We start from the raw sequence: 17,129 nt of genomic DNA, 5'->3' as shown, positions 1-17,129 counted from the left end.
GTAAGTACCGACATCAGCCGCACTCAGTTCAATGTCTGTGTTCAGCTCTTTGCCATTGACTTTGCGGATGAGAGGGACTTTGCTGTCAGCATGTTGAAAGGCAGTATTCGCTTGCTGATTAGCGGTGTTAGCCAGATTCGTAACTACGTTGATAAGCCCGTCGGTATCCTGCTTGCTGTAGGCATTCACATCAAGCGCGGTCAGTTCGATATCGTTTACCAGTTCCTTACCATTGACTTTACGCGTTGATGGCACTTTGCTATTTGCATTATCATTGGCCGAATTCGCTAATTTCTTAGCTCCATCGACAAGGGAATCTGTTTGGGTTTTGTCATAGGAACCGACATCCGCTGCTGTTAGTACAATGTCTTTGGACAGTTCTTTACCATTAACTTTACGCGTTGATGGCACATATTTATCTGTAGAAGATATTGTATTAGCTAATTCATAGGCTCTATTTGCTAATTCATACGTTGTTTTTATTGCTTTTGGCGTTGCTGCATGAGTATCGCTGTCACTGTTTATCGCATTACTCAATGCAACAAATCCTTTCTCTTGCAAGTTCGCATCAGGATGATCGCGGCTTTCGGCGTGTTCTTTAATCTTTTCTCTCACATATCTGCGCGTTGCGAGGCCGGAAAGTAGCTCACTTATCCAGTCAGTTAGGCTACTGTCGCTAACTGTCAGATCCATGCGAATGGCTTGTTCCTGTGAATCTGGTTTGTAGAGATCGGCACAGTTTCCTACGGCAATTAATGTGCCATCTTTGTCAAATAGCCCCATTTCACGAATCCACCAATTACCTTTACCTTCAGGAATTATCTGCTCGGCAATAATTTGCTTGGATTCTTTGTGAGAGATGGTTAAAGCATCAATTTCAGAACGATGCTTTTCATTAATTAGTTGGGACTGGCTGGCGTTAGGTGTGGGTAAGCTGCCGCCTCCATCGCCCACAGCCATATGGGTAATTTCAAATTTAGTGCCAGATGCAGCCGATTTTTTCAGTTTTTCGGTACCTGCATGTGTCAGTAATGCAAAGTATTTTGTACTCATATAAAACCCTCATTTTATCAACAATAAATAGATGTATTGCTAACTCAGCCACAGGAGACTTTTTGCAAAGTTCCTGAGTTATATGAAGGCGGTGGTGATATCTCCGCCTATGAGTAAGTCATTAAACTTGCTAATTAACACTATGGAACACACCTTGTGCGTGAATGTTCTGCCATGATGTTCAATTGAGTTATGACACTGGCCCACATTAAGTCATACAATAAGTAAATTTTTTTAATGTAAATCCAGTGGTGTGATTTCTGTAGATACCAATGGATTAGCCTGATTGTACTTATGGTAATCACAAGAAAACACCCTAAAAATTAAATCAAACTGATAAAACTTATAGGAATAAAAAAAACCGGCGTTATGCCGGTTTTCCTCAGTAGGTGATGAAACTTCAGGATAGAGGGTTATATTTCTGTTTCTTCTCTGACTTTCAGTGAAGTAATCTTCACTTTATTGATGCGGTGGCTGGTGATTTCCAACGGCTCAAACAGATAATCGCCAATATGTACCTGCTCACCTTGTTGCGGAATATGTTGCAGATGTTCCATCAACAGGCCAGCCAATGTCTGGTATTCACGTTTTTCATCCAATGGCAATGGCACGTAAAGTACCAAATCTTCCAGTGGCATAAATCCGTTAGCGACCCAATATCCATCTTCAGTGACTTGAATATCATGGCGAGCATCGATCTCTCCGCTACCTACGGGCAGATTGCCGGTAATGGTTTCCATTACGTCTGTTACCGTGACCACACCTTCAACAGAACCAAATTCATCGACTACAAAGGCAAAGTGTGTTTGTGCCTGACGGAACTGTTCCAATGCTTGCAGCAAGGAGAGAGACTCCGGGAAAATTAGCGGTTGTTGCACTAACTTCCGTAAATCAAAGGTATTATGGGTCAGTTGTTGATTAAGAATATCAATCACATGTACCACACCGAGAGGCTCATCACTGGTTTGTTCGTCAGTGACGACAATCCTCGTATGTGGTTTTTTCTCCAGCAGCGTAGTCAATTTTGCAGTCGGGGCATGGACATCAAGATAAACTACGTCATGGCGTGAGGTCATAATGCTACTGACGGTGCGCTGTGCCATGCTGAGAACACGGGCGATCATCTGGCGTTCCTGAGGCTCAAAGACTTCTTTGTTATCCGTATGATCCGCGATCAGATTGGAAGTATGATTATCCAGAGCCGCATTTTCACGTTTGCCATTTAAAATGTGAAGAACAGCCTCGGCGGTTCTTTCGCGCAGGGAGCGGGAAGCGCTCAAGAACTTGCGGCGATTGAACTGGGCGAACTGATTCAGCGCTTCAATCATGATGGAGAAGCCAATGGCAGCATAGAGATAGCCTTTCGGAATGCGATAGCCAAAGCCTTCTGCAACCAAGCTGAAACCGATCATCAGTAAGAAGCTGAGACACAAGATAACAATCGTGGGATGTGCATTGACGAACTTTGTCAGAGGCTTACTGGCCCATATCATCAGGATCATAGCGATGATAACGGCGGCAATCATGATACCAATGTGATCAACCATGCCTACAGCAGTAATGACGGAATCCAATGAGAATACCGCATCCAAAACGATAATTTGCACAACAACTGCCCAGAAGCTAGCTTCTTTGCGTTGTTGGTTGGTATGCAGGTTTTTTCCTTCTAACCGTTCATTCAACTCCATTGTGGCCTTGAACAGCAAGAAAATCCCCCCTATCAACATAATTAAATCACGGGCGCTGAAAGGAAGCTCCCACAAGGTAATCAGTGGTTTGGTCAGGGAAATGAGCCAGGATAGGCCGAATAGCAGAAATACCCTCATGACAAGGGCACAGGTAAGTCCTGTCAGGCGAGCTTTATCTCTCTGTTTTTCAGGAAGTTTGTCTGCCAGAATGGCAATAAATATTAAGTTGTCAATTCCGAGAACAATTTCTAAAACGATAAGTGTGGCCAAACCGGCCCATATCGTCGGATCAGCGATCCATTCCATACAATTTATTTTACCTTTATAATATGACGGCTTTTGCCGACTATTGAATAATGCGTATTGAATTTAGAAATATCAATAGGCGATTTATCCCAGTTGGAAATTTTTTCAGCAAAAAAACGTCACGACGGTATCGATTGCATCAATAACTACCCCCTATGACCATTCCTGAGTTAACATGTGACTTCATTAACAAATTGTCCACTCTGTCTTGTTGCATACGGCATATGGCGTTACGTACTGCATCTTGGGTGGGCAGCAGTCATTATTAGACGGGAGTTATTCATGTCCAAACAACAGATCGGTGTTGTCGGTATGGCGGTAATGGGGCGTAACCTGGCGTTGAATATTGAAAGCCGTGGTTACTCTGTATCTATTTTCAACCGCTCCAGCGATAAAACTGATGAAGTTATTGCTGAAAATCCAGGGAAAAAATTAGTCCCAAGTTATTCCATTGAAGAGTTTGTCGATTCGCTGGAAAAGCCACGTCGTATTCTGTTGATGGTTAAGGCAGGTGAAGCTACGGATAAAACTATTGCATCACTAACGCCACATTTGGATAAGGGTGACATTCTGATCGATGGTGGCAACACCTATTTTCAGGATACGATCCGCCGTAATCGAGAGTTGTCTGCTCAGGGTTTTAACTTTATCGGTACCGGGGTTTCTGGCGGTGAAGAAGGTGCATTGAAAGGCCCTTCAATCATGCCTGGCGGTCAAAAAGAAGCCTATGAGCTGGTGGCTCCAATTCTGAAAGAGATCGCCGCTCAAGTTGATGGTGAGCCTTGTGTCACTTATATCGGTGCAGATGGTGCCGGTCATTATGTGAAGATGGTTCACAATGGTATTGAATATGGTGATATGCAGCTAATTGCAGAGGCCTATTCCCTGTTGAAAAATGCATTGAACCTGAGTAATCAGGAATTGGCTGAAGTATTCAGTGACTGGAACCAAGGCGAACTGAGCAGCTACTTGATCGAAATTACTGCCGATATTTTCCGTAAGCAAGATGAAGAAGGGAAATATCTGGTTGACGTAATTCTGGATGAGGCAGCTAACAAAGGTACGGGGAAATGGACTAGCCAAAGCTCGCTGGATCTCGGCGTTCCTGTGACACTGATTACAGAATCCGTATTTGCACGTTATATCTCTTCCCTGAAAGATCAACGCGTGGCGGCATCCAAGGTGCTGTCAGGCCCAGAAGCTCAGACATTCAACGGTGACAAGGCTGAATTTATCGAGAAAGTTCGCCGTGCTCTGTATTTGGGTAAGATCGTTTCTTACGCACAAGGCTTCCAGCAGCTGAAAGCGGCATCGGATGAATATAGCTGGGATCTGAACTACGGTGAAATTGCCAAGATCTTCCGAGCAGGTTGTATCATTCGCGCACAATTCCTACAAAAAATCACTGATGCGTACAATGAAAATCCAGCTATCGCTAACCTGCTTTTAGCTCCTTATTTCAAACAAATTGCAGATGAATACCAGCAAGCTCTGCGTGATGTCATTTCTTATGGTGTGCAGAATGGTATTCCAACTCCAACATTCTCTGCTGCTATTTCTTACTACGACAGCTATCGTTCAGCCGTATTGCCAGCCAATTTGATTCAGGCACAGCGCGATTATTTTGGTGCCCACACTTACAAGCGCACTGATAAAGAAGGTGTTTTCCATACTGAGTGGTTGAGTTAATCGTTAGATATTTTAATTAGATATCAAATGATCAAAAAAAAGGTGCTGAATCTTCAGCACCTTTTTGTTAGATAAAAGTATTAAGGTGGATGTTGCCACTTGAGTAATCTTTGCGCAAATCTCTCTAACCAGTGCGCTATCTCTGCATCATAACAGTAAAGAAAGATAGTGATACTGAGGATAGCAAGACCGAGTATTACCAGAACAAAAATATTATTCATATAATAATCGCCTATTTTCGCCTGGTTAAATTATAGCAAAATGTAAACTTTATTTAAGTTTACTTTAATTAATTGAGTTTTTTCTTAAAGTTAGCTTTAAGCGGCGATTTTACGAAAAGCAACTAATTCTGGTACGGCGATACGGCGGTAATCTTCTGTATTCAAAATAATAGAACGCTCCAGGCTACCTGCATTAAATGCCAATTCATCATAGCGGTCGAATAAGAGAGGATCGGCAACCAATTTTAGATCTGGATGAAAGCTAAACGGTGGGATGGTACCAAAAACACAGCGTGTCAATTCAGAAACCTCTTTCGGGCTTGCGAGTGATGCTCGGCTTCCTCCAACTTGCTTGGCAAGAGCCGCAAGATCGGCCTGTTGGTCAGCAGGTAAGACGGCGAGGATATACTGCCGATAACCATTTCCTTTAACATGACAAACCAAACCTTTGGCGCCTTGCCCGAGATGAGTGCCCCGTATTTTCGCAACTTCTTCAGAACGGCCACCAGTCACGTGCTCCATGACACGATAGCGGGCATTCTGTGTATCTAATAAAGTGGTAAGGCGTTCGAAAATATCATTTTCTAGCAAAATTTTCTCCTACATAAACTCAAAATGAAAGTTAGTACCTATTTTTTTACTCTTACATAGGCAATTATTGATTTTGGTCAAAATTAATGCGGTAGATAAGTGTCACATTGTAATTTAATTCTCTTATATTGAGATTTGAAATATTTCAGTAAAACCTAAGGAGTTCCGCATGGCAGTATCAACTTTCTTTATCCCGCCAGTGAATAAAATCGGTATGGGGTGCATGACTGAGGCCGTCGAATTAATGAAAAATTATGGCTACAGGCAAGCTTTGATTGTCACTGACCGCGTGTTAAACGAGATGGGTGTTGTTAAGAAGGTTCAGATTTTACTGGCGGATGTAGGGATAAATAGTGTGTTTTATGATGGAACGAATCCAAACCCGACCACCATTAATATTGAGGAAGGATTGGAAATTCTGCGTCAGCATAACTGCGATTGCGTTATCTCCTTAGGTGGTGGTTCACCGCATGATTGTGCAAAAGGTATTGCGTTGGTGGCGGCCAACGGTGGGGATATTCGTGATTATGAAGGTGTTGATCGTTCGGCTAAACCGCAGTTACCTCTGATTGCCATCAATACTACAGCGGGTACGGCTTCTGAAATGACACGCTTCTGTATTATTACGGATGTTGAACGTCATATCAAAATGGCAATTGTAGATAAAAATGTTACGCCTATTTTGTCAGTCAATGATTCTGCTTTGATGGTAGGTATGCCAAAAGGATTGACTGCCGCAACGGGTATGGATGCTTTGACTCATGCCATTGAAGCTTATGTCTCTACGGCGGCGAATCCTATCACTGATGCCTGTGCGTTGAAGGCGGTGACAATGATTAGCAATTATTTGCGCCGTGCCGTTGAAGATGGCAATGATATGGAAGCGCGTGAGAATATGGCTTATGCTCAGTTCTTGGCGGGAATGGCGTTCAATAATGCGTCGTTGGGATATGTCCATGCTATGGCACACCAGCTGGGTGGATTTTATGATTTGCCACATGGTGTCTGTAATGCGGTTTTACTGCCACATGTGCAGAAATTCAATGCAAAAGTTTCTGCGATGCGCTTGAAAGAGATTGCTACAGCGATGGGAGTTGAGGTGGCAGATTTGAATGATGAGCAAGGTGCTGAAGCCTGTATCCAAGCAATCAGTAAATTGGCACAAGACGTCAATATTCCGGCAGGTTTGTCTGAATTGAATGTAAAAGAGGACGATTTGCCAACATTGGCGACTAATGCGTTGAAAGATGCCTGTGGTTTTACAAACCCGATTCAGGCTTCACATGAAGAAATTGTTGCTATCTTCAAGTCGGCAATGGAAAAACGGTAAGATTTAGTCAAAAGCCACTTCGCTCACTTATTTGATCATGGGCTAAGTGGCTGTTATTTTGCAAACAATGAGAACACGGTGGGTTAATCTGCCCCTGTAATTTGAAACTAAATTCTTATAAAGGTTTTTTATAATAAAAATATATTAATTAATCAATTAAAATCGTTAATGATTTCCCTTATTAGACGAATCCGCTTTTTGCTTTTATTATATGTTTGCAATATTATTGACATGTTTTTTGTTATGTGGTTAAAGTACCGATAAGATTCTAACTATAAAGTCATTAACTTATATCTATCCACATGATTAAATTGATAAAAATGGTTTTAAATGGGGCACCTGAAGTGTGTGGTTTAAATAGATATAAAATCTGATTGAACGGTTTTGGAATTTGTTTTCAAGTTAATTGGGTATGGCCCATTAAATCTGGAGATTATTATGCCAAAAGAAATACGTAAAGGTTGGATGGAGAGTTATCTTTCTGAATATATATCAGGAGTTGAATCAGCATTGAATGCAAATATACAAATGATGCCTAATTATGCTATTGACTATGATAAAAACTATTTTCTTCCTCATTTGGTCTCTATGGAGAACAATGAAAAACCAGGGTTAAATTTATCTATTATTTATGATATTAATTTATTACCTGATCATATAAGAACTGAAGTTAATGTTAATAATCCATCTATAAGGTTAATTGTTTTTAAAGATAAAAACTCTGATCATGCTATTGCTTTTGATTGTCGATACATTAAGGATATGGGGATTTCTATTCTAGGAATTGAATCAGCAAATTCTATCAATGATGTAGGCGCTCGGGAAATAGCAAGGTTTTGTGAAGAACTTGATTTTAAGGCAGTAACTGTTCCTATATCATTGCACATTATTTCCAGTAATCAACAATACAGTTTTAGTGAATGTATTATATATAGCTTTATCTTAGCAAAGAAAATGTTCAAAGAGCAGGAAAGAATGTTATGTCTACACCAGAAAAATCTCAAAAATGAGTTTGAAGTTCATGATGAGTTTAAATCAGTTATCAAACCTGAGTGGGTAGATAGATATTTACTTCCTTTATTTATGAAGCACTGCCAATCAACAAAAAGAATAGATGAGTATCTTTCGGTAGAACTTGATAAAAAAATTTTGGGTGATTTAGATAAGAAAAAATGTTTTGTTAATAAAATGAATGAGACTTTATTGATGCGACATAATCGCTTTAGAGTAAAAGGAAGGTGTATTAAAAATGTAATGGAGATAGAGGAGCGAGAGTACTGTAATTCAATTTTTCTGAAGAGAAAACGTGAGCTAGAGAAATTACTTCTTTATATTAAAAAATATGATTTATGATATCAAAAAGCTATTTTTTAATGAGATTTCAACCAACAGAGTTAGACGATTAATTCTAACTCTGTTTTGTCCTTTTCGAGTTAGCGACAGTCAGTCATTATTTTTTTGACTGTCAGATTAGGTTGTTTACCTCGTCGGACACTTATAGTTTCACCATTTGATGTGAACGACAGATCTACGTCTTTATAAATACCGGATGATTGAATGAGTTGTGCCATATCGTTTGCCTTCTGAGTACAGAAAAATACTGGCTGCATACGTAGTGTATATAACCATATAGCTTTGGTTTCTTGAGCTACAAATGTGTAAGAATATGTTCTCTACACTGACTTCTCGTAGTACAAAATTTCAATGTCTTAAAGCTCCAATGCTTGCGTCTAAAACTATTCTTTGGTTGAGTGCCGTTCACGTAATTGTTGGATGATAGCGCTGAAGTCTAAATCCTGATCTTGCAGCAAAACCAGCAGGTGATAAAGCAAATCTGCGGCTTCATTGGTCAACTCTTCTCTATCATTTACTGTGGCAGCCAACGCCGTTTCCACACCTTCTTCACCCACTTTCTGGGCAATGCGTTTTGTTCCACTGGCGTATAAGCGGGCGGTATAGGAACTGTCCGGTGAGGCATTTTTTCGGCTTGCCAGCAGTTGTTCCAATTGATAAAGAAAACCCCAATCAGTTTGTGCGGAACCAAAACAGCTCTCGGTGCCTTTATGGCAGGTTGGGCCAATAGGATTCACGAGGGCGAGCAGGGTATCGTTGTCACAATCGGGATAGATATCCACCAGATTCAGAAAGTGACCGGAGCTTTCGCCTTTTGTCCATAACCGCTGTTTGGTACGGGAAAAAAAGGTCACTTTGCCAGAATTGAACGTTACATTCAGCGCCTCCTGATTCATGTAGCCCATCATCAACACTGTGCCGGAGATAGCATGTTGGACGATGACGGGCATCAGGTTATCCACTTTTTTCCAATCCAGTTTCTCGATTTCTTGAGTTGTTAATTGCCGTGCTGTCAACATGTTCTAACCTCGATACTCTGTGTAGCCAGATATTGTTTGAGTTCACCGATATTGATGATTTGTTTGTGAAACACGGAGGCTGCTAAAGCACCATCAACGTTTGCGAGTTTAAACGCATCCAGAAAATGCTCTGGTGCTCCAGCACCACCAGAAGCGACCAGCGGCACAGAACAGATATCGCGCACCAATTTCAGTTGAGTGAGGTCATAGCCGTTACGGACACCATCTTGATTCATCATATTCAGAACGATCTCACCGGCACCGTGTTGTTGTACTTCTTTGACCCAATCCAGTGTTTGCCAACGTGTCGCGGTCGTTCGTTTTTCATCTCCCGTGAATTGGTAAACCTGATAGCTGTGACTCTTTTCATCGAACCACGTATCAATACCTACAACGACACACTGGACACCGTAGCGATCAGCCAGACGGCTAATCAAATCCGGATCAGCGAGGGCTGGGGAATTAATGGAAATTTTATCTGCCCCGAACGATAAAATTTGCCCCGCTTCTTCGACGGTTTTAATGCCACCTGCAACGCAGAAAGGGATATCGATTACCTCAGCAACTTTTGCCACCCAGCTTTTATCTACCACGCGACCGTCAGAAGAGGCAGTAATATCGTAAAACACCAGCTCATCGGCTCCCTCTTGAGCATAGCGTTGTGCAAGGGGTACGATATCACCAATAATTTCGTGATTGCGGAATTGTATTCCTTTGACGACTTGCCCATCACGGACATCAAGGCATGGAATTATGCGTTTTGCCAACATTGGATAGCCTCCGTCAGTGTAAATTTACCTTCAAGCAACGCGCGCCCGACAATAACACCCCCCACGCCAGACGCAGGCAAAAGAGAAATATCGGCGAGGTTGCCAATGCCGCCAGAGGCTTGAAACTGGATTTGTGGATATTGTTGGCTGATTTCCTGATAGAGCGCAATATTGGAGCCACTTAATGTGCCATCACGGGAAATATCGGTACATAACACATGTATTAGCCCAACAGGAAGATATTGCTCAATGACATATTCAAGGGTGGTATTGCTGTTTTCCTGCCAGCCACTGATGGCGACTTGTTTAATTCCATCTGCATTGATGCGGATATCCAGTGCCAATACAATCGCTTCTGCTCCGTAACGTTGAAACCACTGCTTGACCAATTCAGGCTGTGTAATTGCGGTGGAGCCAATCACCACCCGGCTTGCTCCTGCCTCAAGAAGTGCTTTGACATCATTCTCTGAACGAATGCCTCCGCCGACTTGAACGGGAACAGTTACACCCGCCAGTAGTTCTTTCAGGAGTGCAATCTGACGCTTGGCGGGATTTTTTGCACCGGTCAGATCCACCAAATGTAGCAATTTGGCTCCTTCCTGTTGGTATTGTTGTAAACGAGAGAGTGGAGAATTACCATAATCCCGGCGTTGGTCGTAATCTCCCTGATGCAAACGCACTACGTTGCCATCGATTAAATCTAATGCAGGTATAATCATGCGCTTACATCTCCAAAAAGTTTTTCAGTAATTGTGCGCCTGCTGCACCTGAACGTTCAGGATGGAATTGCACACCAAAGAAATTATCTTTTGCAATGGCGCTGCTAAATGAATTGCCGTATTCCGTTTGGGCAATCGTATATTCACCAACAGGCAGCGCATAGCTATGAACAAAATAGAAACGGGTATTATCTGTAATATGACGAAACAGGGGATGCTCTCCTTGCGTCTTCACTTGGTTCCAGCCCATATGTGGCAATGGCAGACCTGCGGTTGCCATTTTTTCGACAGATGCGTCAATTAACTTAAGCAGGGGGACGTCATCGCCCTCCATACTGACGGTGGCCAATAATTGCATGCCGAGGCAAATGCCCAATACGGGTTGGGAGAGTGAGCTAATCAATGGAATTAATTGGCGTTGTTTGAGTTGTTCCATCGCAGCGGTAGCTGTTCCCACTCCCGGCAGAAATAATTTATCGGCTGATCGCACAATCTCCGCATCTAAACTGACAATCGGATCATAACCTAATCGGCGGATGGCATAGGCAACAGAAGCAAGGTTGGCACAGCCTGTATCCAGAATAACAACGTTCATCATCGCTTCCTTTATAACATTTCCTTATAAAACACCCTTGGAACTGGGTAAGGTATCGCCTTCTACACGAATGGCTTGCCGCAATGTCCGGCCAAAGACTTTGAACAGGCTTTCTGCCCGATGGTGGTCATTCTTTCCTTTGGTTTTCAGGTGTAAGGTGCATCCCATCGTATAAGAAAGAGAACGGAAGAAGTGTTCGATCATCTCAGTGCTTAAATCCCCGACTCGTTGATGTTTAAACTCGGCTTTATATTCAAGGTGTGGACGACCGGAGATATCTAAGGTACAGCGAGCAAGGCATTCATCCATTGGCAGCATGAAGCCAAACCGGGCAATGCCGCGTTTATCCCCCAGTGCTTGTTTCAATGCTTCACCCAATGTCAGCCCGGTATCTTCAACGGTGTGATGATCGTCAATATAGAGATCGCCTTTGACTTGTATATTCATGCGGAAGCCGCCGTGAGTCGCGATTTGATCCAACATATGATCAAAGAATCCTACGCCTGTATTGATACGACTTTCACCTTCGCGATCCAGCCAAATATGAATATCGATGGTAGTTTCTTTGGTCTTTCGTTCAACATGAGCATGGCGATCTTTATCGAGCAGTTTTTCACAAATGGTTGACCAGCCCAGTGATTCGGGTTGATAGCGAATGCCTTTAATTCCCATGTGTTGGGCTAATTGCAGGTCAGTTTCCCGATCACCGATGACATAACTATTTTGTTTATCAATCGCATCTTCTGTCAGATATTTCTCTACTAAGCCAAGTTTTGGTTTACGGCAGTGGCAGTTCTCTGCGGGTTTGTGCGGGCAGATCAGCACTTCTTCAAAATGGATGCCTTGTGAGGTGAAGATCTGCATCATCAGCGTGTGTGGTGGCTCAAAATCAGTTTGTGGAAAACTGTCTGTACCCAATCCATCCTGATTAGTGACCATGACCAGCTTGTAACCTGCTTTTTGCAGGGATAGCAGGGCTGAGATCACACCAGCTTCAAAGGCCAGTTTATCAAGGCGATCGACTTGATAATCGTTAGGTGGTTCTGTGATCAATGTTCCATCGCGGTCAATAAAAAGCAGTTTCTGGCTCATGGATGCTCAGTTTCCTTGATTTGTTGAGTTTGGCTGGAAAGCGCATTGATGGCACTGACCAACTGTTCACATTCATTTTGGCTACCAACGGTGATGCGTAGGCAATTCTCTAATCCCAATTGTTTTCTCTGATCACGCAAGATGATCCCTTGCTCCCAGAGCGTCTTGAATACGATTTCGGCATCAGTGAATTTCACCAAAATATAGTTGGTTTCGCTTGGAAACACGTTTTCAACCAATGTCAGTTTATTGAGTTCTTGTTGAAGATAACTCCGATTACTGACGATTTCTGCTACGCGATTTCTCATGGTGCGAATACCCGTTTCCGTCAGCGCTTGTGCAGCAATATCTGCAACAGGCGTGGCAAGTGGATAAGGGGCAATCACTTTTAGCATTAGCGCGATGATATCGGCAGAAGCCAACGTAAATCCACAACGCAATCCCGCCAGTGCAAAAGCTTTCGAGAGGGTTCGCAAAATTACCAAGTGAGGATAGTCTTGCAGCCAACGGGTGCTAGTATGTTGCGGACAAAATTCGATGTAGGCTTCATCAATGGCAACAATGGCACGGTTGCGGGAGAGTTCAAGGATCTGGCGTAATGTTGTGGGATCAATCAGGTTGCCAGTCGGATTATTAGGGCTACAGATATAGATCAACTTGACATGATCCAGATTATTTTCGATGGCTGTAATATCTGGCTGCCAGTTAGTGCCAGCAGGGAGTTTTTTTTGCTCTATGCCGAAGGTTTCCGCGCTAACGCTGTACATGCCATAGGTTGGCGGACAAAACAGGACAGCATCGCGCCCCGGCTCGCAAAAAACGCGGGTCAACAGCTCGATAGATTCATCGGCACCGCGGCTGACAAGGACTTGCTCCGGTTTAAGGCCAGCATAATTTGCATAACGTTGAATAACCGTTGCTGGCTGACATTCAGGATAGCGATTGAGCGTGTTTTCGGTAAGTTGGAAATCGGGTGCGATGGGGTATTCATTCGCATTTAACCAAATATCACCATTACCGCCCAGACGACGGGCAGACATATAAGGGATTAATTTACGAATATTTTCTCTTGCCAGTGAATTGATATCAAAAACCGTACTCATGATTGATCCTTAGTTTTGTGATTCCAAATCTGCGTTATTCAGGGCGGCCATGCGTAATGTAACGGCATTTTTGTGCGCAATTAGCTGTTCTGCCTGTGCCAGTGTTTCGATAGTTGGAGCGAGGTTTCTTAATCCTTGTGGCGTGAGCCGCTGAACGGTCATTCTTTTCAGGAAATCTGCCAGACCGAGGCTGGAATAGGTTGAAGTATAGCCATAGGTCGGTAAAACGTGATTAGTGCCAGAAGCATAATCTCCTGCGGATTCCGGCGACCAGTCACCGAGGAAAATAGAGCCGGCGCTGGTAATTTGTTCCACTAATTGTTCAGGCTGGCGGGTTTGAATGATCAAATGTTCTGGGCCGTATTGGTTGCTGATTGCCACGCATTGAACGAGATCTTCAGTAATAATGATCCGGCTAGATTGCAAGGCTTGGATTGCGATCTGTTGGCGTGGTAATACCGCGAGCTGGATTTCAATTTCACGGATGACTTGTTCGGCAAAAGTTTCATCGGGTGTCACCAGTACAACTTGGGAATCGGGGCCGTGTTCCGCCTGAGAAAGTAGATCCGCAGCCGTAAATACGGGATTAGCTCCGCGATCAGCGATGACCAATACCTCCGATGGGCCTGCGGGCATATCGATCGCGGCACCGTCAATAAGCTGGCTCACCTGTCGTTTGGCTTCAGTAACCCATGCGTTGCCGGGGCCGAAAATTTTGTCCACTTTGGGAACAGATTCTGTTCCGAATGCCATTGCAGCAATGGCTTGTGCTCCACCAATTTGGAATATTTCGCTGATTCCGCAGAGCTGTGCAGCATAGAGGATTTCATCGGCAATGGGTGGCGGAGAACATAATGTGGCTTTACGGCATCCCGCAATACTGGCGGGTATGCCCAGCATTAATACCGTCGAAGGCAGGGGAGCTGAACCGCCGGGAATATAGAGTCCAACGGAATCTATTGGGCGCGTTACTTGCTGGCAAAGAACGCCCGGTAGTGTTTCAACTTCAATATCTGCTGGTTTTTGTGCCTCGTGGAATTTGCGGATATTGTTCATGGCTTGCTGTATGGCTTGCTTAATCTCTGGTGTCAGGCGGCCGATCGCTGCATCTACTTCATTTGCAGAAACTTGGATAGTTTCAACCGTTGTTTTGTCGAAGCGTTGGCTGAATTCCTGCAATGCTTGATCGCCACGCGCTTTGACCGTTTCCAGAATTTGTTTAACTGTGTATGAAATATCGTCGGATGCGGCGACAGAAGGGCGTGTCAGCAAAATTTTTTGTTGCTCTGGTGTACATTCTTGCCAGCGAATGATGGTTTTAAAATTAGTGTTCATCAAGGTTACTCCATCATTTTTTCAATTGGCAGAACCAGAATCGAGCTGGCACCTAGGGTTTTGAGTTTTTCCATTGTTTCCCAGAACAACGTTTCACTACTGACCATGTGCATAGCTACGCGATTTTGCGCGCCAGCCAGTGGCAAAATAGTGGGTCGTTCAGCCCCCGGCAGAAGGGAAATGATCTCTTCCAGTTTGTCACTGGGGGCATGTAGCATGATGTACTTGGATTCTCTTGCCTGAATAACACCTTGGATGCGGATCATCAGTTTGTCGATTAGCTGTTGTTTTGTTTGTGGCATCTCTCCATCACGTTGGATTAGACAGGCTTTTGAGCGATAAATGACTTCAACTTCCCGTAAACCATTAGCTTCCAGTGTGGCGCCAGTTGAGACTAAATCACAGATGGCATCAGCCAGCCCTGCACGGGGAGCAACTTCGACTGAACCATTGAGAAGGCAGGATTTGAAACGGATGCCTTTTTGATCTAAATAACGTTTCAATAAATGCGGGTACGATGTGGCGATACGGGAATCTTGCAGGTATTCCGCCCCCGTATAATCGCAATCAAAGGGTGTTGCGAGGGAAAGGCGGCATTCGCCAAAATCGAGACGGCGCAATGTCGAATAACGAGGATCTTCTCCTTGTGCCCGACGTGTCAATAATTCTTCTTCAAGGACGTTTTCACCGATAATCCCTAAATCGACAACACCATCCATAACAAGACCAGGAATATCATCATCGCGGACACGCAGGATGTCGATGGGCATATTTTCTGCAAATGCAATTAAGCGTTGTTGCTGCAAATTGATTTTGATACCGCAGCGGGCCAGCAATGTTCTGGAATCATCACTAAGGCGGCCTGATTTCTGAATGGCTATCCGTAAGCGAGTTTTATCTAGCATGTTGTGTTTTACCCTATATCAATATTCAGTCAGTGTTTAAATCGTATAAATCAGAAATAAAAAAACCCTCGGAAAAATCTTCCGAGGGTTTTTATCGTATTCATTCCACCGGAAGACGGGCTAAATGTCTTCCAGCACACAGCAGCCTGAAAGACTAGTCAGGATGATGGTGGTGGTGATGGTTAAATTGAATACGGTTCATAATATGCAAGCTCTCTAATTTATCTGAGTTTGATGCGACGTTCAGTGCTATTTTTATAAAGGGTATGGATATATTGTGCTTAATGACGACTTTACTTAACGTTATATATTCGCGACTACTTAAGGATTGGTTGCTTGTTGTTTAACCTATACGATTTTATGTATGGAAAGCAAACTTTTTTTTTAAAAAGATATTTATATTGTATTAATTTATTGTTTTTAATAGTAAAAGTGTGTGGTTGTCATTAGGGAAATATACAGGTAATGTTAGTTATGGTCACATATTAGCCTAATAATCAAAATTATGTCGGTCTTGGGGAGAGCCATGGTGAGAAAAATTTCCATTATCGGATTGGGCTGGTTAGGAATGCCCTTGGCGCAAGCACTACAAAGTAGTGGTATGCGGGTAGTTGGCAGTAAAACAACACCGGATGGCGTTGAGGCCGCATGTATGTGTGGTGTGGATTGTTACCGCCTGTATTTAGGCTCTGAGGTTATTTGCAATACGGATGATCTTGAGCAACTGATGCTCGTTGATGTACTGGTTTTGGCTCTGCCCGTTAGTGGTGTTGCTGGTGGTGGGGAAGGATATGTTAAAGCGGTACAACAGATTGTTGATACTGCGCTTTCGTATTCGGTTCCACGAATTATTTTCACCAGCTCAACTTCAGTTTATGGCTCGTCTGTTGGTTATCTCAATGAAGATGAGCCATTATATCCTGAAACACAATCAGCAAAGGCATTAGCCGAGTTGGAAAATTGGCTGCATCAGCTACCCAATACATCGATCGATATATTACGTCTGGCTGGCTTGGTAGGACATGGGCGTCATGCGGGGCGTTTTCTCGCTGGGCGAAAGGCAATTGGCGGAGGAGAAAATGCAGTCAATCTGGTTCATCAGGATGATGTCATTTCTGCTATTAAACTCCTTATCCAGCAGCTGGAAGGCGGACATATCTATAATCTGTGTGCGCCAATACACCCGAAAAGATCAGAATTTTATCCGTTGGTTAGCCGTCAACTTGATTTGATTCCGCCAGTATTTTTACAGTCAGAAAATAAGGAAATTGAAAGTAAAGTGGTCGATGGTAGCCGTATTTGTCGGGAACTAGGATTTGAGTATCAGTTCCCAGATCCCGACAGAATGCCAATGAGCTAA

The 17,129-nt window shown here is 43.3% G+C and carries 16 protein-coding genes and 1 other annotated feature; of the genes, 4 read left to right on the top strand and 12 right to left on the bottom strand.

Annotated elements, in window-relative coordinates:
- Together H8A87_RS07505 and H8A87_RS07500 are read right to left on the bottom strand one after the other, a co-directional pair.
- A partial coding sequence (locus tag H8A87_RS07505; protein WP_198689353.1) for a phage tail protein occupies positions 1-1,053 on the bottom strand: 1,053 nt, incomplete at its 3' end.
- 413 nt (positions 1,054-1,466) lie between these two features.
- Entirely contained in the window at positions 1,467-3,047 is a 1,581-nt protein-coding gene (locus tag H8A87_RS07500; protein WP_198689352.1) for a TerC family protein, read from the bottom strand.
- A gap of 282 nt (positions 3,048-3,329) precedes the next feature.
- On the opposite strand from H8A87_RS07500, the gene gndA reads away from it, so the two are divergent.
- Positions 3,330-4,736, top strand: coding sequence for an NADP-dependent phosphogluconate dehydrogenase (gene gndA / locus H8A87_RS07495; RefSeq protein ID WP_198689351.1), 1,407 nt, complete (start codon positions 3,330-3,332; stop codon positions 4,734-4,736).
- Between the two features lie 317 nt (positions 4,737-5,053).
- On the opposite strand, the gene H8A87_RS07490 is transcribed toward gndA, so the two are convergent.
- Entirely contained in the window at positions 5,054-5,548 is a 495-nt protein-coding gene (locus H8A87_RS07490) for a YbaK/prolyl-tRNA synthetase associated domain-containing protein (RefSeq protein WP_198689350.1), read from the bottom strand.
- Between the two features lie 169 nt (positions 5,549-5,717).
- Here H8A87_RS07490 and yiaY point away from each other — a divergent pair, with 169 nt between their 5' ends.
- Entirely contained in the window at positions 5,718-6,878 is a 1,161-nt protein-coding gene (yiaY, locus tag H8A87_RS07485) for an L-threonine dehydrogenase (RefSeq protein ID WP_198689349.1), read from the top strand.
- Positions 6,879-7,316: 438 nt separating this feature from the next.
- Complete coding sequence (locus tag H8A87_RS07480; RefSeq protein WP_198689348.1) at positions 7,317-8,231, top strand: YopJ family acetyltransferase; 915 nt, start codon at positions 7,317-7,319, stop codon at positions 8,229-8,231.
- Between the two features lie 383 nt (positions 8,232-8,614).
- On the opposite strand, the gene hisIE is transcribed toward H8A87_RS07480, so the two are convergent.
- The 9 genes from hisIE to hisL form a co-directional block, all read right to left on the bottom strand.
- Positions 8,615-9,250: a bifunctional phosphoribosyl-AMP cyclohydrolase/phosphoribosyl-ATP diphosphatase HisIE gene (hisIE, locus tag H8A87_RS07475; protein ID WP_198689347.1), complete on the bottom strand. Its 636-nt coding sequence runs from the start codon at positions 9,248-9,250 to the stop codon at positions 8,615-8,617.
- Positions 9,244-10,020 carry an imidazole glycerol phosphate synthase subunit HisF gene (hisF, locus tag H8A87_RS07470; RefSeq protein WP_198689346.1) on the bottom strand — a complete coding sequence of 259 codons (777 nt, stop codon included), beginning with the start codon at positions 10,018-10,020 and terminating at the stop codon, positions 9,244-9,246. The genes hisIE and hisF overlap by 7 nt, the downstream gene beginning before the upstream one ends.
- Positions 10,002-10,739: a 1-(5-phosphoribosyl)-5-[(5-phosphoribosylamino)methylideneamino]imidazole-4-carboxamide isomerase gene (gene hisA, locus H8A87_RS07465; protein ID WP_198689345.1), complete on the bottom strand. Its 738-nt coding sequence runs from the start codon at positions 10,737-10,739 to the stop codon at positions 10,002-10,004. Before hisA ends, hisF begins: the two co-directional genes overlap by 19 nt.
- 4 nt (positions 10,740-10,743) lie before the next feature.
- Positions 10,744-11,334 carry an imidazole glycerol phosphate synthase subunit HisH gene (gene hisH / locus H8A87_RS07460; protein WP_198689361.1) on the bottom strand — a complete coding sequence of 197 codons (591 nt, stop codon included), beginning with the start codon at positions 11,332-11,334 and terminating at the stop codon, positions 10,744-10,746.
- A gap of 24 nt (positions 11,335-11,358) precedes the next feature.
- Positions 11,359-12,426, bottom strand: coding sequence for a bifunctional histidinol-phosphatase/imidazoleglycerol-phosphate dehydratase HisB (gene hisB, locus H8A87_RS07455; protein WP_198689344.1), 1,068 nt, complete (start codon positions 12,424-12,426; stop codon positions 11,359-11,361).
- On the bottom strand, positions 12,423-13,529 hold the full coding sequence (gene hisC / locus H8A87_RS07450; protein WP_198689343.1) for a histidinol-phosphate transaminase: 1,107 nt from the start codon (positions 13,527-13,529) through the stop codon (positions 12,423-12,425). Before hisC ends, hisB begins: the two co-directional genes overlap by 4 nt.
- A gap of 9 nt (positions 13,530-13,538) precedes the next feature.
- Positions 13,539-14,867, bottom strand: a complete 1,329-nt coding sequence (gene hisD, locus H8A87_RS07445) for a histidinol dehydrogenase (protein WP_198689342.1) — start codon at positions 14,865-14,867, stop codon at positions 13,539-13,541.
- A 2-nt stretch (positions 14,868-14,869) separates the two neighbouring features.
- On the bottom strand, positions 14,870-15,769 hold the full coding sequence (hisG, locus tag H8A87_RS07440) for an ATP phosphoribosyltransferase (protein WP_198689341.1): 900 nt from the start codon (positions 15,767-15,769) through the stop codon (positions 14,870-14,872).
- A gap of 56 nt (positions 15,770-15,825) precedes the next feature.
- Positions 15,826-15,948 (bottom strand) — a sequence feature (His leader region).
- Positions 15,924-15,971 (bottom strand): his operon leader peptide, encoded by a 48-nt coding sequence (gene hisL / locus H8A87_RS07435; RefSeq protein WP_113967449.1) that lies wholly within the window; start codon positions 15,969-15,971, stop codon positions 15,924-15,926. It overlaps the preceding feature by 25 nt.
- A gap of 327 nt (positions 15,972-16,298) precedes the next feature.
- Between hisL and H8A87_RS07430 the strand changes: the two genes are divergently transcribed.
- Positions 16,299-17,129, top strand: a complete 831-nt coding sequence (locus tag H8A87_RS07430; protein ID WP_198689360.1) for an SDR family oxidoreductase — start codon at positions 16,299-16,301, stop codon at positions 17,127-17,129.

The organism is Xenorhabdus lircayensis (assembly GCF_016306625.1).
Lineage (GTDB): Bacteria > Pseudomonadota > Gammaproteobacteria > Enterobacterales > Enterobacteriaceae > Xenorhabdus > Xenorhabdus lircayensis.
This window is presented reverse-complemented; position numbering and strand designations above follow the sequence as displayed.